The organism is Streptomyces sp. NPDC008150, assembly GCF_042956945.1.
Classification (GTDB): Bacteria; Actinomycetota; Actinomycetes; order Streptomycetales; family Streptomycetaceae; genus Streptomyces.
The window spans coordinates 190904-214572 of record NZ_JBIBHJ010000013.1; the positions used below are offsets into that span (position 1 = coordinate 190904).

The window sequence follows — 23669 nt, forward strand, 5'->3', positions numbered from 1 at the left end:
CCCTGCCCGGTATACGGTCCGAAGCGGTTTCCCCCTTTACCAGAAATGGCTTCCATCAATGGAGATTCAAGCCGAAACCGCTGCGCGCCCGTCGCACGGCCCACAGGTTTCCGTCACACCGGCCGCCCCTCTCGGCGGCAGAGCACCTCGACGTCACGGCCCCGGCCGCAAGAGAGCGCTGACCGAGTCGGCACCGTCAGCCGCGCTGTAGAACGACGCTTCCCCGCACCACCGAGCTCGACGGATCGTCGCCCTGCCGCGCACAGTCAGTAACCAACTCGCCACCCACGACGTATCGAGGTGCCATGTCGACCATCGCTTCCCATGCATCGCCCGAGTCGCCCGAGTCATCGGCCGCGACCCGGTACTCGGCGGCCACCATCACGCTGGCCTGCCTGGGAGTCTTTGTCTCGTATCTCCCCGTGGTCGGTGTCTCCACCGCCCTGCCGGTGATCCAGCAGGCGCTCGACGCCTCCACCGTCGGACTCCAGTGGATAACCGACGCGTTCATCCTGCCGACCGCCGCCCTGCTGCTGACCCTGGGCATGCTCGGTGACCTCTTCGGCCGCAAGAAGATCTACCTGTCGGGCCTCGCGCTCGCCGTCATCGGCTGTCTCGTGTGTCTGACGGCGAACAGTGTCGTCCAGGTGTGCGTCGGCCAGGCGCTGACCGGCATCGGCACCGCCGCCCTGCTGCCCTCGACCCTCGGCCTCATCAGCCACGTGTGCCCGGACCACCACAAGCGGGCCCGTGCGATCGCCCTGTGGACCGCCTCCCTGGGGCTGGGTCTGACGCTCGGCCCGCTGTTCAACGGCCTCATCGTCGAGCACGCGAGCTGGCGCTGGATCTTCCTGCCGTCCGTCGTCATCGGCGCGGTCGTCGCCGCCGTCGGGTTCGTCGTCCTGAAGGACTCCCGCGCCGAGCGTGAGCGTCACCTGGACATCCCCGGCCAGATCCTGGCCATCCTCACCATCACGGGTCTGGTCTACGGCGTCATCGAGGGCGGCAGCGACGGCTGGGGCGACCCCAAGGTCGTCGTCGGCTTCGTCGTCGCGGCGCTCGCGCTCGTCGGCTTCGTCATGGCGGAGCTGCGGTCCCCGTGCCCGATGCTCGACATGCGCCTGTTCAGTTCCCCCGCGTTCTCCGGCGCCGCGCTGGTCATGGCCGTCACCCTGTTCGCCCAGGTCGGCCTGGTCTTCTCGCTCAGCGAGTACTTCGGCCTCGTGCACCACGCCTCGACGTGGGACACCGGCCTGCGGCTGATCGCCCTCAACGGCTTCACCGTCGTCCTCAGCCCGCTCGTCGGCCGCCTGATGAACAGGTTCTCCCCGGGCCTGCTGCTGGTCACCGGCCTCGTCGTCGGCGGTATCGGCGCCCTGCTCGTCAACCTCTTCAAGGCCGACACCGGCACCGGTGAGGCCGCCCTGGTCATCGCCGTCCTCGGTATCGGCATAGCCCTCGCGATGGCTCCCATCACGACCATCGCCATGAACAGCCTGCCCCGTAACCTCGCGGGCACGGCCGGTTCCGCCAACAGCGCGCTGCGCCAGATCGGCAGTGCGCTCGGCCCCGCGATCTTCGGTGTCATCCTCACCAACCGCACCCTGGACACGCTGCCCGCCCACGTCGGCCAGTCCGGCCTCAGCGCGGCCGACGGCGGCCAGGTCATCGGCATCGTCGACAACGTCGGCATCCAGGCCGGCGCCTTCCTCCAGCTCAAGACCCCCGAGGCGACGGGCAGGGCGCTGAGCGCGTACGGTGCGAGCTTCACCGACGCGCTCCACACCTGCGCGCTCGTCGGAGGCATCGGCATGCTGGTGGCCGCCGTCGTCGCTCTCGCCCTCATCGGCGTCCGCAACCGCAGGCCGGTGGACGCCGGCGTCGCGGCCGAGGCCGCGGCGGCGACCCACCCGGCCGGGGTGAGCGCGGTCGGCGACGCCGGCTGAGCAGCACCGCGGCACAGCACCACGGGGGTGACCGCCGACCGGTGGTCACCCCCGCGGTGCGCAGTACGCCGGGTCCCTCAACTGCGTTGCCGGGAACCGCCGTTCAGGCTCGCCCGAGGCGCACCGCCCGGACACGACGGCGGGTCCCCGCGCACAGCGCCGGGACCCGCCGTCCGGGCCGTGCGGTGCACGGCCGCATGCCACTACTTGTCGTCGGGCTTGAGGGAGTCGCGTACGCCCTCGGCCTTGTCGCGGGCGGAGTCGGCGGCACCGCGCACTCCGCCCTTGGCCTGGTCGGTCTTGCCCTCGGCGGCCATCTTGTCGTTGCCGGTGGCCTTGCCGACCATTTCCTTGGCCTTGCCCTTGGCCTTGTCCATCGCGCTGTCGCCCATGATCGCTCCCTAGGTCGTCCGTGCGGGTACGCCAGCCACGCTAGGTCTGCTCCCACCCGCCCGCACGTCGAGCGCACCCCGGCCCCGGAGGCCGTCCCCGGTCCGGCCCGTCAGTCCAGCCCGGCGGCCTTGCGTTCCGCGTCGGTCAGCGGGGGCCCGCCCAGCGGTCCCTTGCGCGGCCCGAAGGCGACGGACCACAGCATGTCGGGGGCGAAGAGCCTGGTCGGAGCGGTCCTCAGGCTCATCACGTCGAGCAGTCCGCGCAGCGCCCGCGGGTTCTGCGAGCCGGCCGCGACCGCCCGGTCCACGTAGGCGGACAGCAGCCGCTCGACGGCCTTCGGCGGTTCCGGCGCCGCGTCCGGGTAGTACGCGTCCTGCCCGACCGCGAGGTTCCAGGCGTTGCCGACCGGCCGCGCCGCCGCCCGCTGGATGCGGCGCCCGTTGCCGGGACGCACCGCGCCGTACCGGTCCAGTACCGCGCGCAGCGCGACCACGCTCTGGGCGGCGACGGACAGGCCGTGCCCGTACACGGGGTTGTAGCCGGCGACGGCGTCACCGAGCACCGCGAAGCCCTCGGGCCAGGACCTCGCCCGTTCGTAGTAGCGCCGCCGGTTGGCGGTGCTGCGGGTGGTCACCGGGTCGGTGAGCGGCTTGGCGTGCGAGATCAGCTCACCGATCACCGGGTGCGGCGGCCCGTCGAGCGCGAACCGGGTGAACTCGTCGGGATCGGCGGTCGGTTGACCACCGCGCGTGCCGGACAGCGTCACGAGCCAGCGGTCGCCCTCGACCGGGACGACGACTCCGCCGCGTCCCGGCGCGTTGCGCGGGTCGGCCTGCACGTTGACGACGGGGAAGCGCAGCACCGTCGTGTCGGCCGGAGCCTCGTACAGCCTGCTGGCGTAGGCGACACCCGCGTCGACGATACGTTCCTGCACGGGAGGCAGGCCGAGGGCCTCCAGCCAGCGGTGCGCCTGCGAGCCGCGACCGCTCGCGTCGACGACCAGGTCGGCCGGGAGATCGCGGGTCGCGGCCGGGGTCCCGCCGCCGTCGCCCGTCGCGGCGGGCACGCTCACGCCGGTCACCCGTTCCGCGCCGCCGGTGAGCCCGGCGACCCGGGTCCCGTCGAGCAGGGTGATCCGGGGGTGTGCGAGGACCCGCTCGCGCACCACGGAGTCGAGGAGCGGACGGCCGCAGACGATCATGCGGTGCCGTGCCCCGGTGAACCGCCGGAACCACTCGCCCGACGGCGCCTTGCTCACCAGGTCGGTCATGATGTCGATCAACCGGGCGCCGCGGGCGACGAGTTCGTCGGTGACGCCGGGCAGCAGGTCCTCGAATGCCGCGACGCCGCCGGACCACAGCAGGTGGGCGTGGTGTGCCTGGGGCAGACCCCTGCGGTGCTCGGGACCGGCGGGCAGCCGGTCGCTCTCGACGACGGTGACCTCGTCGAAGCGGTCGGCGAGGACGGCCGCCGTGAGCATCCCGGTGACGCTGCCGCCGACGACGATCGCGCGACGGCCGCGGACGAATGAGCTGTCAGGCATGTGTGGTGAGACCTTCTGTGGCGGCCGCCTGCCGGCGGAGTGCTTCGACGGTGGGCAGGTGGGAGCGCAGGGCGCGGGCGATCGAGTCGAGTTCGCTGTCCGGCGCCTGCGGGGCGGGTGCGTCGGGTGGGGCGTGCGGGTCCGGGCGGGCGCCGTCGGCCGTCCGGAGGGTGTCGACCGCGACGAGGATGTCGACCGCGCCGGCGACGCCGCGCGCGGTCTCCTCGGTGAGCCCCGCGGCCAGGGCGGCCCGCGCGGCGGTGGCCCGGCGGGCCGGGTTCAGATGGGGCGCGACCTTGAGCAGCCCGTCGTTGATGGCGGCCTTGCGCCGGCCCAACTGGAGTGCCACGCCGCTGACATGGCCGGTCGCCGGGGCCGGAGGCGCGCTGACCGTCTGCATGAGCCGCCACAGCGGTTCGAGGCGGAGATGGGTGCGCCGCATGTGCCACCGTTCCTGTGCGACGGGGCCGCCCTGGCCGGCGATGAAGCCCACCGCGACGAGCACGGCCTCGGCGAGCGCGAAGGGCGGCGCGACGTAGGTGGAGAGCCAGTCCCAGTCGCGTCCGGTCCAGCGGGCGACGACCGCCGTCACCTTCGCGACGTCGAAGAGGAACCCGAGCGCGTACGCGGCCTGGAGCAGCACCACCGCGCGGCGCAGCCACGTGTCGTGCACCTCCTTGAACCAGGTCCACAGGATGCCCGCCGCCACGAACGCGGACACCATGTGCGCGACCAGGTACAACATCACGTTCTCGCGCATCCACGGCGTGTTCGCGTAGTAGGTGTCCAGGTCCCGCAGCCGCTCGACGCGGGTGTGCGCGAGGAAGAACGTCACCCACAGGCCGACGACGATGACGGCGTAGACGACCCCCACCGTGCGGGTGCGCCGCCGCCGGACGGCGGACGGCGGCTCGCGCCAGGTGATGATGAGCCACAGGCAGGCGCCGCAATAGCAGGTGAGCAGTGAATACACCCACAGCCCGGCGAAGTTGGGGACGCCGGTGATCCGGTTGATGCGGTGCAGGTTCGCCGGGGGCAGGGACACGAAGACGACGACGGCGAGGGCGAGCAGCAGCGCGGTGGCCCGCAGGATCGGGTCCTGCCAGGCTCGCCGCAGCAGCGGGAGTTTGATCACGAAGGCGATGCACAGCAGCACCGCCGCGACGGCGTAGACGGAGAAGTAGCCGGCGATGTCCCAGCGCATCAGGGTCCGCCGACGTTGCCCAGGGACGACGAGAGGCGGTCGGTGAGGGTGTCCTGGGTGAGCCGGGAGGCGGCGGCACGCGGGCCGACGACCTTGGTGAACTTCGCGGCGAGGCGCAGTCCGCACTCCTCGGCCTGCCACTCGGCCTCCGGGCTGGTGGCCGCGGCGGAGCGGGTGGCCATGGCGACGACGCGGTCCCACGGGATGTCGGCGTCGGCCCGGGACAGCAGCCGGCGGGCGGCGGCGGGCACGCCGGCCGGGTAGTGGACGCCGAGCGTCTGGTAGTAGACGTGCCCGAGTTCGTGCCCGGCGATCACGAACTTGTGCTCGTCGCGGGCGCGTTCCTCGACGACGACGATGTACTCGTCGGCCATGGCGAAGGTCATGCCCGACACGTCGAGGCCCGCCGGGAAGGTCACGAACTTCAGCCGCACTGGCCGGTCCAGCCCCGGACTGAGCGTGGCGCACAGGGCGTGCAGGAACGCCTTCGGTTCCGTCGGCGGGGTCAGGGTGCGGGCGGTGTCGCGCACGAGCCGGGCGAGGAACTGCCGCGGCGAACTCTGCCTGGTCATGCGCCGCCCCGTGGGCGACGACGGAGAACGGTCCCGCGGGCCCCGTGGCCGGGGGCGGGCGCCGTCGCGTGCGGTGCGGGCTGTGGTGGCGGTTGACTCACCTACTGGCCTCCGGGAGTGGGAATGTTCTCGGGGGGCGCAGCCGACCCTATGCCCTGGCGACACCGGCTGACCAGGGAACGCGGCAGGTGCGGGGCGATCGTGGCCCCAGGACGCGGACAGCGGCGGGTTTTTGGCCGAAAGCCGTCCCCAACAGGGCTGTTGCGCCGAAGGGTTGGGCTGTCGGCGGGCGGGGACGGCCGGGGCGGCGACCCGTCCCGGCCTGGTGTTCCCGCCCGCGGCGGGAGCGGGACCGCGGCGTCGCGGCCGCTTTCCGGGGCTCTGCGAGGAAAGCGGACATCCGCCGGAAAAGGGCCGTGGGAGGCCGGGTCGGAGGGCGGGCCGGAGCCCGGCGGCAGGGCGCACGCGGGCGCACTCCCCGCCCGCAGGTCCGGCGTCACCCGACGAAGCCCCGCCGCCGGAGGACCACGTACGCGACGCAGGCCACGCTCATCAGGCCCGCCGAGATCGGGAAGACCGCACCGGTGCCCGCGACGCCCGCCACCGCGCCCAGGGCGACCGCGCCGATCGCCTGCGACAGGTCCATCGCCATGAAGAAGGTGGAGTTGGCCCGTCCGCGCCTCTCCCGGCCGGCGCTCAGCACCGCGAGCGAGTTCAGGCCGGGCTGCACGGCTCCCATGCCGAGCCCGTACGCGGCGCCCGCGAGCATCAGCACGGACAGGTCGGGCGACCACCAGATCCCGAGCTGGCCGGCGGCCATCAGCGCGATGCCGGGCGCGATGACCCACACGGTCCCGAACCGCCGGCCGAGGCGTCCCGCCGTGAGCCGGGAGACGGCGACCATCAGCCCGCTCGCGGTGAAGAACGGGCCGGAGTTGGCGATGCCGTGGCCGGTGGCGTAGGCGGCCATGAACGTGTTGATGCCGGCCGCGCCGAACATCAGCAGGAACATGATGGACGAGGGCCGCCAGGCGTCCCGGTCGACGATCCGGCTCCACAACGGGCCCTTTTCCGGGCCGCCTTGCTCCGCCGCCTCTTCGGCCGGCCCCTGCCGCGACGCCTCCTCGCGTCGCCGGGCGTCGAGCCGCCGGGCCACCGTCCGCAGCGGGATCCGGATGAACAGGTTGACCACACCGAGCGCGAACACCACGGCGAACGCGGTCCGGTAACCGTACGTCCCGCGCAACTCCAGTGCCAGCCACGGCGCGAAGAGCTGGGCGACGGTCTGCTCCACCCCCAGGTAGCCGATGCCCTCGGACATCCGGCTCTCGGGTATGAGGTCCGTGGCGAGCGTCATCACGGCGGTGCCGTTGAGCGCGAACCCGAAGCCCTGGAGCGCCCGCGCCGCGAGCAACGCCCAGATGGGCAGCGTCAGTACGTACAGTCCGGTCGCCGCGCAGTAGAGGGAGGCGCCGACCACCATCACGGCGTACCGGCCGCGGGTGTCCACGAGCTTCCCCGACAGCGGACGCAGGACGACGGCCGCCCCCATGTAGAGGGTCGTGGTCAGCCCCGCGACCGTCGTCGACACCCCGCGGTCCAGCGCGTACAGCGGCACGAGGGCGATCAGCATGTACGTGCACACCCGCAGCAGCCCGTTGGCCACCATGAGGTTCACGAACGGCAGGGTGAAGACGGGTTCCCTGCGCCCCGTGGCCGGCGGTGTCTGCCGCGCGGTGCCGGCCGCGCTCACGCCGTCTCGATCTTCTGCAGCACCGCCGTCGCCGCGGTCAGCAACTCGCGTTCCTGGTCCGACAGTTGGCTGATGCGGGCCACCATCCACGCGTCGCGGTTGCCGCGCACCCGCTCCAGCACCCGGCGCCCGGAGGGTGTGATCCGGACGATCGTGCGGCGCCCGTCCTCGGTGTCCGGCTCGCGGCGGACGTGCCCGAGGGTGTCGAGCGCGCTCACCGAGCGGGTCATCGCGGGCGGCGAAACCCTTTCCAGGTCGGCCAGTTGGCGCGCGGTGCTCGGCCCCGACTCCAGCCGCACCAGCACCGAGTAGAGGTGCTGCGGGATCTCCTGGCCGCTTTCGAGGCGGGTGCGCCGGGCGATGCGCGCGCACGCGACCCGCAGGTCGCCGGACAGTCTGAGGATCTCCGCGTCTGCCATGTTCGTTACCTTAGTTCATTAACCTGGGCAACGAAATTCCCGGGACACGGCAGAACCCCGGCCGCCGCGCCCGGGAGGGCGGGGTGCCGGGGTTCCGGTCGTCGTACGGGACGCCGCCGCGCGGCCCCGCCGCTTCAGCGCACCGATGCCGCCGCGAGCACGGTCACGGGGACCGCGGCCGTCATCGTGAGGACCACCAGCGCCACACAGCGCACCCGCAGTCCCTGGTACCGCTTCTCGTACTCACCGCGCAGGGACATCGCCCGCTGCGCGACGCGCCGGATGTCGCTCCTGGCGCGCACCAGGCAGTCGCTGACGTAGCGCTGCTCGATCTCCGCCCGCTGCGAGGTGGTGAGCCAGTCCATGGGTTCGGTGAAGTCGCGGGCGCGCTGCTCCGCCTCCGAGACCCGGGCCTGCCACAGCAGGTAGCCCTCCATTTGGTTGACCGCATCGGCGATGTCGTGTGTCTGACCGTCCACGTGGTCCGCAGCCCTCGTCACCCGTGCGAGTCCACGATGTCCCTGTCCCCGGAGTCGTCCCTCGCCGAGATGTCGGGGTGGTGCAGGTCGAACGCGGGGGACTCGCTGCGGATGTGCGGCAGCGTGACGAAGTTGTGCCGCGGCGGCGGGCAGGACGTGGCCCACTCCAGCGAACGCCCGTAGCCCCACGGGTCGTCGACGTCGACCTTCACGCCGTACTTCGCCGTCTTCCAGACGTTGTACATGAAGGGGAGCATCGACAGGCCGAGCACGAACGAGCTGATCGTCGAGATCGTGTTCAGGACCGTGAAGCCGTCGGCCGCGAGGTAGTCCGCGTAGCGGCGCGGCATGCCCTCGGCACCGAGCCAGTGCTGCACCAGGAAGGTGCCGTGGAAGCCGACGAACAGCGTCCAGAAGGTGATCTTGCCGAGCCGCTCGTCGAGCATCTTGCCGGTGAACTTCGGCCACCAGAAGTGGAATCCGGCGAACATCGCGAAGACGACGGTGCCGAAGACCACGTAGTGGAAGTGCGCCACCACGAAGTACGAGTCGGAGACGTGGAAGTCCATCGGAGGCGACGCCAGGATCACACCGGTCAGACCGCCGAACAGGAAGGTGACGAGGAAGCCCGCCGACCACAGCATCGGTGTCTCGAAGGACAGGCTGCCCTTCCACATCGTGCCGATCCAGTTGAAGAACTTCACACCGGTCGGCACCGCGATGAGGAACGTCATGAACGAGAAGAACGGCAGCAGCACACCGCCCGTGACGTACATGTGGTGCGCCCACACGGTGATCGACAGGCCGGCGATGGAGATGGTCGCGCCGATCAGGCCCATGTAGCCGAAGATCGGCTTCCGGGCGAAGACCGGGATCACGTCACTGACGATGCCGAAGAACGGCAGCGCGATGATGTACACCTCCGGATGCCCGAAGAACCAGAACAGGTGCTGCCACAGCAGCGGCCCGCCGTTGGCCGCGTCGAAGACGTGCGCACCGAACTTGCGGTCCGCCTCCAGGGCGAACAGCGCCGCCGCCAGCACCGGGAAGGCGAAGAGCACCAGCACCGCGGTGAGCAGCACGTTCCACGTGAAGATCGGCATCCGGAACATCGTCATGCCGGGCGCGCGCATGCAGATGATCGTGGTGATGAAGTTGACCGAGCCGAGGATCGTGCCGAAGCCGGAGAAGGCCAGCCCCATGATCCACAGATCGCCGCCCCAGCCGGGGGAGTTGATGGCACTGGAGAGCGGGGAGTAGGCGAACCAGCCGTAGTCGGCGGCGCCCTGCGGCGTGAGGAAGCCGCCCACCGCGATCAGCGAGCCGAACAGGTAGAGCCAGTAGGCGAACATGTTCAGCCGCGGGAACGCCACGTCGGGCGCGCCGATCTGGAGCGGCATGATCCAGTTGGTGAAGCCCGAGAACAGTGGCGTGGCGAACATCAGCAGCATGATCGTGCCGTGCATCGTGAACGCCTGGTTGTACTGCTCGGGCGACACGATCTGCAGGCCGGGGCGGGCCAGTTCGGCGCGCATCACGAGTGCCAGGACGCCGCCCACGAGGAAGAAGACGAACGACGTGATGAGGTAGAGCGAGCCGATGGTCTTGTGGTCGGTGGTGGTCAGCCAGTTCACCACCACGGATCCGCCCCGGGCTGGGCGCCGCTCCGGCTCCGCGGTGTCCCGCTGGAGGTTCTGCATCTCTGTCATAGGAGGGGGTCCACGCTCTCTGACGGCTGTTGGGCAAGCCGGGGGAGCAAACGTCTCCCCACGGTTCCCCCATGCTTCCGCCGCGCCGCGCCCGTCCCCCGTGTGCCACCACCGGACAGCCGCGATTCGCCCCGCCAATACACCCGGTCGGCCGACACGGGCGCGCCCCGCGCCGGGCGCACGGGCCCGGACGACGGCAGGGGCAGGACGACGGCAGGGGCAGGACGGGAATCCGTCCTGCCCCTGCCGGGCGACCGCGTGGCGGGTCAGAGGTTGATCATGTGTCCCGCGATGCCCTCGATCGCTTCCTTCATGGCCTCGGACAGCGTCGGGTGGGCGAACACGTTGCGCGCGACCTCGTCCGCCGTGAGGTCCCACATCTGCGCCAGGGTGAGCGCGGGCAGCAGTTCGGTGACCTCGGGGCCGATCATGTGGGCGCCGAGCAGCTCGTTGTGCTTGGCGTCCGCGACGATCTTCACGAAGCCGACGCCCTCGGCCATGCCGCGCGCCTTGCCGTTGGCGGAGAACGGGAACTGCGAGACCTTGACGTCGTAGCCCTTCTCCTTGGCCTGCGCCTCGGAGTAGCCGAACGACGCGATCTGCGGCTGGCAGAACGTCGCCCGCGGGATCATGTCGAAGTCGATCTCCTGGGTCTCCGCGTCCGCGATCGTCTCGGCGGCCACGACACCCATCGCCTCGGCGGTGTGCGCGAGCATCAGCTTGCCGGTGACGTCGCCGATGGCGTACACGCCCTCGACGTTGGTGCGGCCCCGCGCGTCGACGGCGATGGCGCCGCGCTCGGTGAGCTGCACCCCGGCCGCGTCGAGCCCGTAGCCCTCGACGCGGGGCGCGAAGCCGAACGCGGCGAGCATCCGGTCCGCCTCCAGCACCTGGGAGTCGCCGCCGGCCGCCGGGCTGACGGTGACCCGCACGCCCGAGCCGGTGTCCTCGACGGACTCGACCTTGGTCGACAGCAGGACCTTCACGCCCAGCTTCTTGTACTGCTTGAACAGTTCCTTGGAGACGTCCGCGTCCTCGGTCGGCACCATCCGGTCGAGGAACTCCACGATCGTCACGTCGACGCCGAAGTTCTTCAGCACGTAGGCGAACTCGACGCCGATGGCGCCCGATCCGCCGATGATGATCGAGGAGGGCAGGTCCCCGTCGAGGATCTGCTCCTCGTACGTGACGACATTGGCGCTCTGCCGCATCCCGGGCAGCATGCGCACGCGCGCGCCCGTGGCGATGACGAGGTTGTCGCACGTGTACGAGGAGGTGTTGCCGTCGGCGTCCCGCACGTCGACGGACTTCGGGCCCGTGAGCGTGCCCCACCCGTTGATCTCGGTGATCTTGTTCTTGCGCATCAGGTAGTGGACGCCCTTGGCGCTGGCGTCGGCGACACCCCGGCTGCGCTGGTGCGTGGCGGCGAAGTCCATCGTGGCGTCGCCGCTGATGCCGAAGGTCTTCTTCTCGTGGGTGATGATGTGGGCGATCTCGGCGTTGCGCAGCAACGCCTTCGAGGGGATGCACCCCACGTTGAGGCAGACACCGCCCCAGTATTTCTCCTCCACCACGGCCACCGTCTTGCCGAGCTGGGCCGCGCGAATCGCGGAGACGTAACCGCCGGGGCCGGCGCCGAGCACGAGAACATCGAAGTGAGTCACGGTGCCAGAGTAGTAGGGCTCCGCGGCGAACCTCGACCGGGACCGGGTGGCCCGGACAGGGCCCCCGCCCCGGGCGGGGCCGGGGGCGCGGGGCGGGGGCCGTGCCGTCAGGCCCGCGCGGGCTCCGGGCGCAGGCGGGCGACGTTCCGTTCGAGGAGGCGGGTGGCCGCGGCCACACCGACCCCGCTTCCGGGCTCCACCAGCGGCAGCCGTCCGTCGGCGGCCTTCAGCTCGCTGAGCGCCGCGTCCATCGCCTCGTGCGCCGCGAACAGGCAGGGGGTGCTGTAGATCGCGACGTCCACGCCGAGCTCGGACAGTTCGCCGAGCGACAGGCGGGGGGACTTGCCGCCCGCGATCTGGTTGAACAGCAGCGGCTTGTCGCCGATCACGTCACGGATGCGCCGGATCCACTCCACACTGCGCACGCCGTCGACGAGGACGACGTCGGCGGCCGTGGCCGCGACGGCCTTGGCGCGCCGGAGGGCGTCCTCCTCGTCGGTGGCGTCGGTGCGGGCCACCACGACCAGGTCACGCCGGATCGCCAGCACCGCCTCCAGCTTGTCCAGGTACTCGTCGAGCGGCAGCACCTGCTTGCCCTCGGCGTGACCGCACCTGCGCGGCCGCTTCTGGTCCTCCAGGATCACGCCGGAGGCACCGGCGCGCTCCAGGGACTCCACGACGTGGCAGGCGACCTCGACGTCCACGTACCCGTCGTCGATGTCGACCAGTAGGTGCTGCCCGGGGAAGGCCCCGCGCAGCCGCTGGACGAAGGCCACCATGTCCGGCCAGGCGATGAAGCCGATGTCGGGCAGCCCGTAGTAGGACGCGGCGAAACCGAACCCGGAGACGAACATCCCGTCGTAGTGCTGTGCGGCGACGGACGCGGAGTACATGTCGTACACGCCGATCAGGGGTGTCGTCCCCGGCGCGGTGATCTGCTTGCGCAGCCTGTTCCCGTAGGTCAACGGGGGCTCCTCGAAATGTGGTTCAGGGGGCATGGAGGGTGGCTGGGCGCACCGCGACACGGCGGGCCTTTACCGGGAACAGATCATTTCTGTACCGAACGCGGTGAATCGTCCCGGACGGCCCCGGCTCACCCCGTCGGCGCAAAGGGTTCACCGCAGAAACGTCACGCGGACCGCCGTGAACTGACGGGCCGTCATATTACTAAACCGTAATCTCCTGGGAGCTACCGCGAGTAACACGTCGTCGGTACGGTCCTCGCAACCCGCATCGGAGCGGTGCGCGGCGGCCGTTGGACGAACGGCCGCTCCGTGCCCGGGGCCGTCCGGCGTGCCCCCCGCGCGCCCGGTCCGGCCCGGAAGGCCGTTCCGGCTGCCTCTTCCCAGGAGGTTCCGCATGCCCCACAGCAGACGCCTGCTCGCCGTCGCGATCGCCGCCGCCGCCACGTGCCTCGGCGCGCAGGCGGTGCCGGCCGCCGCCGCCACCGGATCGGACACGGAGGTCTCCCGCGGAGTCACGATCCCCGCGTTCTACAACCCGCCGGCCGAACTGCCCTCCGCCAACGGCACGTTGATCCGCAGCGAACGCCTGCCGCTGGCGCTGAGCCTGCCCAGCCTGGGCGGACCGCTGCCCGGCACCGCGACGCGGCTGATGTACAAGTCCACCGACTCCAACGGGCAGCCGGTCGCCGTCACCGGCGCCTACATCGAACCCGCCGCCGCCTGGAAGGGCTCGGGCGCGCGCCCCCTGGTCGTCGTGGCCCCGGGCACGATGGGACAGGGCGACCAGTGCGCCGCGTCCATGGGCCTCGAAAACCCCCTCCAGCTCAACGGGCAGACGGTGTCGGTCGGTTACGAGGACCTGTCCGTCTACCGGCTGCTCGCCCAGGGCACCGCCGTCGTCGTCACCGACTACGTCGGCCTCGGCGCCACGGACCGGCTGCACACCTACGTCAACCGCGTCGACGAGGCGCACGCCGTCCTGGACGCCGTGCGCGCGGCGCACTCGGTCGGCGGCGCGTCGATCAACTCCTCCTCCCGCGTGGGCCTGTTCGGCTACAGCCAGGGTGGCGGCGCGACCGCCGCGGCGGCCGAACTCCAGCCCACGTACGCCCCGGAGATCACCCTCTCCGGCACCTACGCCGGTGCGCCGCCCGCCGACCTCACCAAGGTCACCGCGGCCATCGACGGCAGCGACCTCGCGGGTGCCCTGGGCTGGTCCCTCAACGGCTTCCTCCAGTCCGACCCCGCCCTCAAGCCGCTCGCCGAGGCCCACCTGAGCGCCAAGGGCAAGGCCGCCCTCGCCGACCTGTCCACCATGTGCGTGGGTGACGCCCTGCTCGGCTACGGCTTCACCAAGAGCTCGGCGTGGACCAACGACGGCGAGTCCCTCGGCGACATCATCGCGGCCGAGCCCGCCATCCAGGCATTCCTCGACGACCAGCGCATCGGCCTGCTGAAGCCGAGCGGCCCGGTCCGTGTCGCCACGGGCACCAGCGACAACCTCGTGCCCCATGGGCAGGCGCGCGACCTCGCCGTCAACTGGTGCAAGAAGGGCGCGAACGTCACCTACAAGCCGGTGGTGCTGCCCAACGTGGGCGACGCGCTGATCAACCACTTCGGTCCGCTGCTCACCGACCAGGGCGACGCCATCTCGTGGCTCACCGACCGGCTCAACGGCAAGGCCGCCGTGTCGAACTGCTGGAGCATGCCGATCCAGCCCTGACCCCGGCGGGCGCCGCCGGCCCGTACGTTCGGGTGACGCCCGCCGGAGACACCCCGCCCGCCGCCGGCCCGGCCGTGGCCGGGCTCGCAGCGGACGGGGAGAGAAGAGGTGGCCGGACGTGACGACACCGTCCGGCCGCCGTACCCGGAGGGTGCCGTGGGGTGTGACGGGCGCGCGGGCAGGGCGCGGATGTGGAGAGTTGGGCCGCCGGCACCCTCTGGCCGCCGTACCTGGAGCGTGCGTGAGGTGTGACGGGCGCGCGGGCGCGCGGGCGCGGTCGCGGTCGCGGAGCGTCTGGGCGTGGGCGCCGTGCGGGAGTTGGGCCGCCGGCACCGTCCGGCCGCCCTACCCGCAGTGTGCCGTGGGGTGCGACGGGCGCGCGGGCGTGTGGGCGCGGTTGCGGTCGCGGAGCGTCTGGGCGTGGGCGCCGTGCGGGAGTTGGGCCGTCGACACCGTCCGGCCGCCGTACCCGGAGTGTGCCGTGGGGTGCGACGGGCGCGCGGGTGGGGCGCGGGCGTGCGGAGTTGCGTGCACTTGGCATGGGGGCGGGTGGAGCCGCAGTCATGGGGAGTGCCTGGGCGTGGGCGCCGTGCGGGAGTTAGGCCGCCGGCACCGTCCGGCCGCCGTACCCGAAGCGTGCCGTGGAGCGCGCGGGCGCGAGGAAGTGCGGGGTCGCGGTCGGGGAGCGCCAGGCGCCGGGTGCGAGCCGAGACGTGTGCGAGTCCGGGCCGTGCCGGTGACGTCGCGGGCCGTGGCCTCGACGCCGCGTCCTCCGCGCGCGGGGTGGGCCGCTCGGATCCCGGATGCGTCGCCGCCACCGCCGGGTGGGCGTGGGAGGCGGAAAGCGTCCGGTGCGCGGGGGCGGGCGCACGCTCGGGGCGTACCCGGAGGTTCGCGTGTCGCGCCGCGTCGGACGGGCGTGCCTCGGGCCGAGTCCCTGCGGGGTGGCGGTGGGCGGGCCGCGCGGGACGCGGGGCATGTCACGGGCGGCGTGGGACGAGCCGGGCCGTGCGGATCCGGGCAGACCGGCGCCGCGTCCCGGGCACGTTCCGCCGGGCGGGTCCTACGCCTCCACGCACCCGCAACTGGCGCGCAGCGCCAGGGACACCGGCAGCAGGATCGACTCCGGCGGCCGGTCCCGGTCGGTGAGGCGCCTGATCAGCAGGTCGACCGCGAGACCGCCCAGGCGGCGCATCGGCTGGCGGACGGTCGTCAGCGACGGGCGGACCATGCGGCCCAGCGGGATGCCGTCGAAACCGGTGACCGCGACGTCCTGCGGCACCCGTACACCGTTGGCCGCGAGTTCCTCCATGCCGCCCACCGCCATCTGGTCGTTGGCGAAGAGCATGCCGCGCGGCAGACCGCCGGGCCGGAAGGCCAGGCGCTTGACCGCCTCGCGGCCGTCCTGCCTCGTCAGCCCGCGCCGCACGTCGGGCTCGTCGGGCACGGGCAGGCCGGCGTCCCGGCAGGCGGCCCGGTAGCCGTGGAAGCGGGCCTCGGCGTCCGGGGAGTCGGCGGGGCCGCCGACGAACGCGAGCCGGGTCAGGCCGTGCGCCTCGACGAGGTGCCGGGTCAGTTCGCGCTGGCCGTCGAAGTTCGCGACCTCGATGTGGTCCAGGCGCTCGTTCTCCGGAGGGCCCGCGAGGACCACCACCGGAAGGCGCTTGGCGTAGACCTCCAGATCGGCCGCCTCGGCGGTGCGGGCCATCATGGCGAACCCGTCGACCTGCCCGGCCATCCGGCCCAGCAGGTCCGAGGGGCCGCCGCGCAGTGAGGCCGAGATCAGCAGGGCGTAGCCCTCGCTGCGGGCCGCGCGTTCCATGCCCCGGATGACCTGGTCCGCGTAGAGGACCTGCGCGTCGTCGTCGTCCCCGGCCGCGTTCTCCGTCTCGGGGTCGGTGTAGTCCGGGAAGCACAGGCCGAGCACCCCGGTGCTCCGGCTGGCGAGCCCGCGCGCGCTGCCGCTGGGCACGTAGCCCAGGTCCCGCGCGGCGGTCAGGACCCGCTCCCGGGTCTCGGGGCGCACGGTGTCGGGGGTGCGGTAGACACGGGAGACCGTGGCGATGGAGACGCCGGCCTGTTCGGCGACGTCGTACACCGTGGGGGTGCTCACCTGCTGCACCTGCCGTTCCTGTTCGACGTACGGAGGGGACGGGCGTGCGGTCCCGTGCTGGACCGACCGCCTATGTATGCGCTGTCATTGCGCGGGTCCAGGTTAGCGCGCGCGGGAGGCGCGGTGCCCACCCCTCTCGCGGCCTGCCGTCCGGCGGCCGAGCCCTTGGTGTGCACAACTTCCCCCAGATCGTCGCAGGCCGGACGCCGTTCCGTCGTTGCCCGACGGCCGGACGCCGGGGTGCCTCCCCGAAATGCGCAGCCGTCAGGTTACAGGTGTGCCGGGCGTTCGGAGGAGCCTCCCGGTGGAGGTTCGCGTGCGGTGAGGGTGCTGCGGCAGGGGCGTCGGCCGGGGGAAATGGGGGCGATTCGCCGACGGGGCGTCAGCGGGCGGTGCCGGCGGAGCGGGGGAGAGGGGCAGGGGTGTGCCGGGTGGAGCGGGTGGCTTCCGGACGGGCTGTTCCGGAGTGAAGGACTCCGATTCCGGTTCCGGGTGGGAGGTCTCCCGGCGCCCTGCCTGCTCGCCCCCGCACGCGACCTGCGCGGTCGGCGGGCACGGGCTGGGCCGCGTGCGGGTTCTGTGAAGAAGTCGCAGGTGGAAGCATGTGTTCAGGTGGCGGGGGGGGGGATTGTCCACCCCGGGTGCGCCCGGCGCGGAGGGGGCGGGACGCGGCCCCCGGGTGCCCGTGACGGCGATGTGGAACCCCTCACTTCGCGGCCCTACGGGGTCCGGACCTCTTGTGACGCGTGAATGTATGCGCTTACACTCCCACCGCAGCACGGGCCGCGGGCTCGGCCGCACCTCGTAGTGAGGGCCTCAATGAGGAGGGTTTTTCATCAGATGAAGCGCGCATCCCGGTCCCGGGTGTCCCGGACCCAGCTCGCCGCCGCCCTGGGCGTGGCGGCCCTGTTCGCCACCACCGCCTGCTCGGCCGACGTCTCCGCGTCGGGGTCCGGCTCGACCGTCCCCGGCACGCTGCTGGTCGGCGGTGACAACGGTTCGCCCACGTTCACGCGGAACTTCAACCCGTTCTCCGCGAACAAGCGCAACCTGACCACGTACATGTACGAGCCGCTGGCCGTGGTGAACAACCTGGACGGCAAGGCCACCCCCTTCCTGGCCTCCTCCGTCGAGCAGCCGGACACCAGTACCGTCGTCTACCACGTCCGGCAGGGCGTCAAGTGGTCGGACGGCAAGGCGTTCGGCGCCGAGGACGTGCGCTTCACGTTCGACCTGATGAAGAAGAACGCGGCGCTCGACACACTCGGCGCCTGGCAGCACATCAAGTCCCTCTCGGTGAGCGGCGACACGGTCACCTTCCACCTCAAGACCGCCGACGCGCCCGCCGCGCAGGTGCTCGACCAGGTGCTGATCGTGCCCGAGCACATATGGAAGGACGTGAAGAACCCGGCCACGTGGACCAACCCCAACCCGGTCGCCACCGGCCCCTTCACGCTCGACACCTTCACGCCCAACCAGTACACGCTCGCCAAGAACGCGACGTACTGGCAGGCCGACAAGGTCCAGGTCAAGAAGATCGTGGCGCCCGCCGCCAACTCCAACCTCGACATCGTGAACAACGGCTACGACTGGGCCTACACGTTCATGAGCGACGTCGACAGCACCTGGGTGAAGGCGGACGCGAAGCACAACAGCTACTGGTACCCGCCGGGCGGCACCGTCTCCCTGCTGCCGAACCTCACCAAGGCACCCTTCGACAACCTCGACTTCCGCGAGGGCCTGTCCTACGCGCTGGACCGGGACAAGATCGCGGACAAGGCCGAGCAGGGCTACGTGAAGGCCGCCGGGCAGACCGGGCTGCTGCTGCCCAACTACCAGGACTGGCTGAACAGTTCCATCGCGGACGACGGCAAGATCACGCAGAGCACGAGCAAGGCGCTCGCCGCGTTCAAGAAGGCCGGCTACACCCGGCGGGGCGGCAAGCTCGTCGACTCCGCGGGCAAGCAGCTCACGTTGAGCATCACCACCGCCAACGGCTGGAGCGACTACCTGCGCGGTGTGCAGGTGGTCCGCCAGGAGCTGTCCGCCCTCGGCATCAAGGTCAACCTGAACCAGCCGCAGGCCGCCGCCTATCAAGAGTCCCTCCAGAACGGCGACTTCGACCTGATCATGGGGTCCTTCGGCGGCAGCGGCTCGCTCTACCAGGACTACAACAACCTGCTCAACTCCGGCTTCAAGAAAGCCGTCGGCACCGGCACCTCCGCCAACTTCGAGCGCTACGGCAACGCCGCGACCGACGCCCTGCTGGCGAAGTTCAAGGCGACCACCGACACGGCCGAGCAGCGGAAGATCGTCGACCGGCTCCAGCAGGTCGTCCACGACCAGCTCCCCGCCATCTCCCTCTTCTACGGCGGTCTCTGGGGCCTGAGCAGCGACAAGAACTTCACCGGCTGGCCCACCGCCAAGAACCCCTACGCCTCGCTGATGACCTGGGGCTCGACCTCGCTGCTCGTCCTGACGCATCTCCAGCGCGCCAACTGATCCCTATCGACACGGAGTTCCCATGCGGTACGCGCTGCGCAAATTCGGGCTGCTGCTCCTGACGCTGTGGGCTGCGATCACCCTCAACTTCCTCCTGCCCCGGCTCATGCCCGGTTCCCCCGCGGACGCGGCCGTCGCCAAGCTCTCGCAGAGCGGCCCGGTGTCCCCCGCGACCCGGGCCGCCATCGAGGCCCAACTCGGCGTTCCGGGCGGCAGTTGGTGGCACCAGTACACGGACTACCTCAACAACACCGTCCACTTCAGGTTCGGCGTCTCCTACAGCTACTTCCCGGAGTCCGTCTCCTCGCTCGTCACCGGGGCCCTGCCCTGGACGCTGGTGATGGTCGGCATGGTCACCGTCCTGGCGTTCCTCGTCGGGTCGCTGATCGGGGTCGCCGCCGCCTGGAAGCGGGGCACCTGGATGGACTCGCTGCCCACCCTCTCCGGCAGCTTCCTGTCGGCCTTCCCCTACTTCTGGACCGCCCTGCTCGCGCTGTTCTTCCTCGGCTACGTCCTCGGCTGGTTCCCCACCTCGGGGGCCTACTCCGCCGGCGTCGTGCCCAACTGGTCCGGCGGTTTCGTCACCGACGCCCTCGACCACGCCTGGCTGCCCGCGCTGACCATCCTGGTCACCTCGGTCGGCGGCTGGATCCTCGGCATGCGCAACACCATGATCGGCACACTGGGCGAGGACTACGTCACCTTCGCCGAGGCCAACGGCCTGCACGGACGCACCGTCGCGCTGCGCTACGCGGCCCGCAACGCGCTGCTGCCCAACCTCACCGGGTTCGGCCTGGCGCTGGGCGGTGTGGTCGGCGGCTCGCTGCTGGTCGAGCAGGTCTACCACTACCCGGGCGTCGGCTACCTCCTCTACAACGCGGTCACCAACCACGACTTCCCGCTCATGCAGGCCCTGTTCCTGATGATCACCGTCAGTGTGCTCATCGCCAACTTCGTCGTGGACGTGCTCTACGGCGTTCTCGACCCCCGGACGAGGCGGTGACCGGCATGGCAGCCCAGACCTCAGCCCCGGACCAGCAGCCCCCGAAGACGCGGACCACCATGACCGACACCCAGGAAGCCGTCTACCGGCGCCCCAACCCCCTTCGTGTGGCGGGCCGTTCGTTCGCGACGGTCTGGCGCAACGGCAAGGCCCGGGTCGGCCTGGTCATCCTCGCGGTGTTCGTGCTGATCGCCGTCTTCGCCCCGCTGCTGGCCCCCTACGACCCGCACGACAACGACTTCGCCCGCAACATGGGCGGCAGCGGCGCGCACCTGCTCGGCACCACCGGCGCCGGCGAGGACGTCCTGTCCCAACTGCTCTACGGGGCACGGGTGTCCATCACCGTCGGCTTCGTGGCGGGCGGACTGTCCACCCTGGTCGCCGTCCTCGTCGGACTGAGCTGGGGCTATCTGCGCGGCTGGCTCGCCGACGTCGTGAACTTCGTCGTCAACCTGTTCCTCGTGGTGCCCGGCCTGCCCCTGATGATCATCATCGCCGCCTACCTCCAGAACGGAGGCCTCGCGATGATCGTCCTGGTGGTCGTCGTCACCGGCTGGGCCTGGGGCGCCCGGGTGCTCCGCGCCCAGACGCAGTCCCTGCGCTCCCGCGACTTCGTCACCGCCGCCCTGTTCAGCGGCGAGAGCGCGGCCCGGGTCGTGTTCCGGGAGATCCTCCCCAACATGACCTCGATGATCGCCGGTTCGTTCTTCGGCGCGGCGACCGCCGCCGTGCTCTCCGAGTCCGGCCTGTCGTTCCTCGGCCTGGGCGATCCGAACACCGTGAGCTGGGGCTCGATGCTCTACTGGGCGCAGAACTCCAACGCCCTGCTCACCGGCCAGTGGGTGGTCCTCTTCGCCCCCGGCCTGTGCGTCGCCCTGCTGGCCACCGCGATGACCCTCGTCAACTTCGGGGTCGACGGCCTGAGCAACCCGCGTCTGAGGGAAGGAGCGGGCCGATGAGCCTGCTGGAGGTCGACGACCTGACCGTCGTCTACGAACCGCGGGGCGCCGAACCGACCCGCGCGGTGAAGAACGCGTCGTTCCGCATCGAGCAGGGCGAGTTCGTCGGCCTGGTCGGCGAGTCCGGGTCCGGCAAGTCCACCCTGGGCTTCGCCCTCACCCGGCTCGCCAAGCCGCCGGCCCGTGTCGAGCACGGCCGGATCCTCTTCGACGGCACCGACATCGCCCGTCTCGGCGCGGAGGACCTGCGCCGCCAGCGCCACGGCGGCTTCGCCATGGTGCTCCAGTCCGGCATGAACGCGCTGAACCCGGTGCGCACGATCGCCCGGCACTTCGGCGACGTCTTCGCCGCCCACGGCCACGTACCGCGCCCCCGGCGCCGGGCCCGCGCCACCGAACTGCTCGACAAGGTGGAACTGCCCGCCTCCGTGCTGGACCGCTACCCCGGCGAACTGTCGGGCGGCATGCGCCAGCGGGTGTCCATCGCGCTGGCCCTGTCCCTCGAACCGCGGCTGATGGTGTTCGACGAGCCCACCACCGCGCTCGACGTGATGGTGCAGCACGCCGTGATGCGCACCGTGCGCGAACTCCAGGCCGCCGAGGGCTTCACCGCCGTCCTCATCAGCCACGACCTCGGGGTGGTCCTGGAGTCCACCGCCCGGGTGATGGTGATGAAGGACGGCGAGATCGTCGAGGACGGCACGTCCCGGCAGATCTTCGAGAACCCCCGGCACGCCTACACGCGAATGCTGCTGGAGCACTACGCCGACCCGCGCGCCGAGGTCGTGGAACTGCCGGGCCTCGCGGTGCGGGGGACCTCCCGCGACACCACCGGGGCCGTCCCCGCGACCGGGGCCGAGAGCACCGGCGGGGTCCCGTCGCACGGCACCCGCGGCACCCGCGGCGCGTCCGCGCGGATCCGCCGCGCCGCCGAGGACGCGATCGTCGTCGAGCAGGTCACCAAGACCTACCCGCCGCCCCGCCGGGGCGAGCCCGCCGTCACCGCCGTCAGCGACGTGTCGTTCGTCCTGGAGCCCGGCAGCTCCATGGCCCTGGTCGGCCAGTCCGGCTCCGGCAAGTCCACCCTCGCCAAGATGATCACCGGGGTGGAGCGGCCCACCGCCGGCGGCATCCGCTTCGGCGACCTCGACGTCACCGCCCTGCGCCGCCGCGGGCTCAAGCGGCTGCACACCGACGTGCAGATGGTGTTCCAGGACCCGTACGCTGCCCTGAACCCCCTGCACACCGTCGAGTACACCCTGACCAGGCCGGTGGTGAACTTCACCGGGCTCCGGGGCGCCGACGCGCGGCGCCGCGTCCTCGAACTCCTCGACGTGGTCGGCCTGTCGCCGGTCGAGCAGTTCGCCGCGAAACTCCCGCACGAACTGTCCGGCGGGCAGCGCCAGCGCGTGGTCATCGCCCGTGCCCTGGCCAGCGACCCCCAGGTGCTCATCGCCGACGAACCCGTCTCGATGCTGGACGTCTCGCTGCGCGCCGGGGTGCTCGCCCTCCTGGAGGAACTGCGCGCCGGGTTCGGGGTGTCGCTGCTCTACATCACCCACGACCTGCTCTCCGCACGCGTCGTCACCGACAGCATCATGGTGCTGCACCAGGGGCGGGTGGTGGAGTCCGGCGACACCGCGCGGGTGCTGCGGTTCCCGGAGGACGAGTACACGACCAGACTGCTCGAATCGATCCCGCAGCCGGCCCGCCGCTTCGCCGCGTCCGCGCCGGCACCCCGTCAGGGAGGCGACCAGTGAGCACCCCCGGCCCCACCCCCGGCACACCGTTCTCCGTCCTGCCCGTGCCCGACGGCGTCGACATCCTGAACCTGTCGCTGCCCGTCGGCACCCTGACCGCCCTGCGGGCCCGCCCCGCCGGCCCCGCCCGGGGCACGGCGCTCCTCGTGCCCGGCTTCACCGGCTCCAAGGAGGACTTCTACGAACTCCTCCCGCTGCTCGCCCAACACGGCTGGGACGCCTGGGCGTTCAGCCAGCGCGGTCAGGGCGACTCGGCCGGCCCGGCGGGCGAGGAGCACTACACCCGGGAGCACTTCGCCGCCGACGCGGTGGCCGTCACCCGGCTCGTCCTCACCGAGACCGGCGACGAGCGCGCGCACCTGCTCGGCCACAGCTTCGGCGGAACCGTCGCCCAGGCCGCCGCGATCGCCGAACCCGGGCTGTTCGCCGACCTGACGCTGCTGTGCTCCGGGCCGCACGGCTGGCCAGGCCGCAAGGAGGCCGAGGAGGGCAGACTCCGGGCCGCCGCCAAACGCGTCGACCTGTGGAGCCTGGACAACCCCGGCCGTGCGGTCCGCGCCGACACCGACCCCGGCTTCCTCGACCCGCTGGAGCGCTTCCTGCGCGAACGCTCCCTGCGCACGCCCGTCGACCAACTCCTCGGCGCCATCGCCGTGCTGGCCGACCCCGCCGACCACACCGGGGCACTGGCCGCCACCGGCCTGCCCGTGCTCGTCGCGCACGGCGTCGACGACGCCGCCTGGCCGCAGCAGTGGCAACGCCGTTCCGCCACGCTGCTCGGCGGACGGTACGAGGTGATCCCCGACGCCGGGCACCTGCCCAACGCGGAGAACCCCGGCGCCACGGCCGCGCTGCTCCACGGCTTCTGGGCCCGCTGAACCGGCCCCTCCCCGCCCGGGGGCGGTGGCGGCCCGCGTCCTGACCGCGCGGGGCGCCACCGCGCCCGCCCCCCCATCCCCCAC

At 71.7% G+C, this 23669-nt stretch carries 18 protein-coding genes; 7 read left to right on the forward strand and 11 right to left on the reverse strand.

The annotated features are described in order from the left end of the window. Window positions 1-305 precede the first annotated feature (305 nt). A complete protein-coding gene (locus ACFZA0_RS28455; protein ID WP_391022168.1) occupies window positions 306-1946 on the forward strand; it encodes a DHA2 family efflux MFS transporter permease subunit in 1641 nt (546 codons plus the stop codon). A gap of 203 nt (window positions 1947-2149) precedes the next feature. Here the strand turns inward: ACFZA0_RS28455 and ACFZA0_RS28460 are convergent, their stop codons facing one another. From ACFZA0_RS28460 to ACFZA0_RS28505, 10 genes are all read right to left on the reverse strand, one after another. Continuing rightward, window positions 2150-2338 (reverse strand): CsbD family protein, encoded by a 189-nt coding sequence (locus ACFZA0_RS28460; protein WP_391022170.1) that lies wholly within the window; start codon window positions 2336-2338, stop codon window positions 2150-2152. Between the two features lie 110 nt (window positions 2339-2448). Then, window positions 2449-3882 (reverse strand): FAD-dependent monooxygenase, encoded by a 1434-nt coding sequence (locus tag ACFZA0_RS28465; protein ID WP_391022172.1) that lies wholly within the window; start codon window positions 3880-3882, stop codon window positions 2449-2451. After that, window positions 3875-5086 carry an MAB_1171c family putative transporter gene (locus ACFZA0_RS28470; protein ID WP_391022174.1) on the reverse strand — a complete coding sequence of 404 codons (1212 nt, stop codon included), beginning with the start codon at window positions 5084-5086 and terminating at the stop codon, window positions 3875-3877. The genes ACFZA0_RS28465 and ACFZA0_RS28470 overlap by 8 nt, the downstream gene beginning before the upstream one ends. Beyond that, complete coding sequence (locus ACFZA0_RS28475; protein ID WP_391022176.1) at window positions 5086-5658, reverse strand: hypothetical protein; 573 nt, start codon at window positions 5656-5658, stop codon at window positions 5086-5088. The genes ACFZA0_RS28470 and ACFZA0_RS28475 overlap by 1 nt, the downstream gene beginning before the upstream one ends. A gap of 496 nt (window positions 5659-6154) precedes the next feature. After that, window positions 6155-7411, reverse strand: a complete 1257-nt coding sequence (locus ACFZA0_RS28480; RefSeq protein WP_391022178.1) for an MFS transporter — start codon at window positions 7409-7411, stop codon at window positions 6155-6157. Beyond that, entirely contained in the window at window positions 7408-7830 is a 423-nt protein-coding gene (locus ACFZA0_RS28485; protein ID WP_391022180.1) for a MarR family transcriptional regulator, read from the reverse strand. The genes ACFZA0_RS28480 and ACFZA0_RS28485 overlap by 4 nt, the downstream gene beginning before the upstream one ends. Window positions 7831-7964: 134 nt before the next feature. Continuing rightward, window positions 7965-8309, reverse strand: coding sequence for a cytochrome C oxidase subunit I (locus ACFZA0_RS28490; RefSeq protein ID WP_391022182.1), 345 nt, complete (start codon window positions 8307-8309; stop codon window positions 7965-7967). A gap of 17 nt (window positions 8310-8326) precedes the next feature. Beyond that, on the reverse strand, window positions 8327-10009 hold the full coding sequence (gene ctaD / locus ACFZA0_RS28495) for a cytochrome c oxidase subunit I (protein ID WP_391022333.1): 1683 nt from the start codon (window positions 10007-10009) through the stop codon (window positions 8327-8329). A 275-nt stretch (window positions 10010-10284) separates the two neighbouring features. Further along, window positions 10285-11682 (reverse strand): dihydrolipoyl dehydrogenase, encoded by a 1398-nt coding sequence (lpdA, locus tag ACFZA0_RS28500; protein ID WP_391022184.1) that lies wholly within the window; start codon window positions 11680-11682, stop codon window positions 10285-10287. Between the two features lie 107 nt (window positions 11683-11789). Continuing rightward, window positions 11790-12647 carry an isocitrate lyase/phosphoenolpyruvate mutase family protein gene (locus tag ACFZA0_RS28505; protein WP_391022186.1) on the reverse strand — a complete coding sequence of 286 codons (858 nt, stop codon included), beginning with the start codon at window positions 12645-12647 and terminating at the stop codon, window positions 11790-11792. 394 nt (window positions 12648-13041) lie between these two features. Here ACFZA0_RS28505 and ACFZA0_RS28510 point away from each other — a divergent pair, with 394 nt between their 5' ends. Next, window positions 13042-14370, forward strand: a complete 1329-nt coding sequence (locus ACFZA0_RS28510; protein ID WP_391022188.1) for a lipase family protein — start codon at window positions 13042-13044, stop codon at window positions 14368-14370. A 1063-nt stretch (window positions 14371-15433) separates the two neighbouring features. Here ACFZA0_RS28510 and ACFZA0_RS28515 read toward each other — a convergent pair. Beyond that, entirely contained in the window at window positions 15434-16483 is a 1050-nt protein-coding gene (locus ACFZA0_RS28515; protein ID WP_391022190.1) for a substrate-binding domain-containing protein, read from the reverse strand. A gap of 840 nt (window positions 16484-17323) precedes the next feature. On the opposite strand from ACFZA0_RS28515, the gene ACFZA0_RS28520 reads away from it, so the two are divergent. Genes ACFZA0_RS28520 through ACFZA0_RS28540 form a run of 5 tightly spaced genes read left to right on the forward strand, consistent with a single transcriptional unit; the run spans window position 17324 to window position 23585 of the window. Further along, window positions 17324-18985: an ABC transporter substrate-binding protein gene (locus tag ACFZA0_RS28520; protein WP_391022192.1), complete on the forward strand. Its 1662-nt coding sequence runs from the start codon at window positions 17324-17326 to the stop codon at window positions 18983-18985. Window positions 18986-19007: 22 nt separating this feature from the next. Beyond that, window positions 19008-19988 carry an ABC transporter permease subunit gene (locus ACFZA0_RS28525; RefSeq protein ID WP_391022194.1) on the forward strand — a complete coding sequence of 327 codons (981 nt, stop codon included), beginning with the start codon at window positions 19008-19010 and terminating at the stop codon, window positions 19986-19988. Between the two features lie 5 nt (window positions 19989-19993). Further along, the gene (locus tag ACFZA0_RS28530) at window positions 19994-20947 is read left to right on the forward strand and encodes an ABC transporter permease subunit (protein WP_391022196.1); all 954 of its coding nucleotides are present in this window, start codon (window positions 19994-19996) and stop codon (window positions 20945-20947) included. Then, window positions 20944-22707 (forward strand): dipeptide ABC transporter ATP-binding protein, encoded by a 1764-nt coding sequence (locus ACFZA0_RS28535; RefSeq protein WP_391022198.1) that lies wholly within the window; start codon window positions 20944-20946, stop codon window positions 22705-22707. The genes ACFZA0_RS28530 and ACFZA0_RS28535 overlap by 4 nt, the downstream gene beginning before the upstream one ends. Then, on the forward strand, window positions 22704-23585 hold the full coding sequence (locus ACFZA0_RS28540) for an alpha/beta fold hydrolase (RefSeq protein WP_391022200.1): 882 nt from the start codon (window positions 22704-22706) through the stop codon (window positions 23583-23585). The genes ACFZA0_RS28535 and ACFZA0_RS28540 overlap by 4 nt, the downstream gene beginning before the upstream one ends. Window positions 23586-23669: the final 84 nt, after the last annotated feature.

What these genes read in the sequence shown, in the direction of transcription:
- ACFZA0_RS28470 (WP_391022174.1), bottom strand. Translation starts at nt 5,086, where the DNA reads ATGCGCTGGGACATCGCCGGCTACTTCTCCGTCTACGCCGTCGCGGCG.
- ACFZA0_RS28465 (WP_391022172.1), bottom strand. Translation starts at nt 3,882, where the DNA reads ATGCCTGACAGCTCATTCGTCCGCGGCCGTCGCGCGATCGTCGTCGGC.
- ctaD (WP_391022333.1), bottom strand. Translation starts at nt 10,009, where the DNA reads ATGCAGAACCTCCAGCGGGACACCGCGGAGCCGGAGCGGCGCCCAGCC.
- ACFZA0_RS28510 (WP_391022188.1), top strand. Translation starts at nt 13,042, where the DNA reads ATGCCCCACAGCAGACGCCTGCTCGCCGTCGCGATCGCCGCCGCCGCC.
- ACFZA0_RS28520 (WP_391022192.1), top strand. Translation starts at nt 17,324, where the DNA reads ATGAAGCGCGCATCCCGGTCCCGGGTGTCCCGGACCCAGCTCGCCGCC.
- ACFZA0_RS28485 (WP_391022180.1), bottom strand. Translation starts at nt 7,830, where the DNA reads ATGGCAGACGCGGAGATCCTCAGACTGTCCGGCGACCTGCGGGTCGCG.
- ACFZA0_RS28530 (WP_391022196.1), top strand. Translation starts at nt 19,994, where the DNA reads ATGGCAGCCCAGACCTCAGCCCCGGACCAGCAGCCCCCGAAGACGCGG.
- ACFZA0_RS28535 (WP_391022198.1), top strand. Translation starts at nt 20,944, where the DNA reads ATGAGCCTGCTGGAGGTCGACGACCTGACCGTCGTCTACGAACCGCGG.
- ACFZA0_RS28525 (WP_391022194.1), top strand. Translation starts at nt 19,008, where the DNA reads ATGCGGTACGCGCTGCGCAAATTCGGGCTGCTGCTCCTGACGCTGTGG.
- ACFZA0_RS28460 (WP_391022170.1), bottom strand. Translation starts at nt 2,338, where the DNA reads ATGGGCGACAGCGCGATGGACAAGGCCAAGGGCAAGGCCAAGGAAATG.
- ACFZA0_RS28475 (WP_391022176.1), bottom strand. Translation starts at nt 5,658, where the DNA reads ATGACCAGGCAGAGTTCGCCGCGGCAGTTCCTCGCCCGGCTCGTGCGC.
- ACFZA0_RS28455 (WP_391022168.1), top strand. Translation starts at nt 306, where the DNA reads ATGTCGACCATCGCTTCCCATGCATCGCCCGAGTCGCCCGAGTCATCG.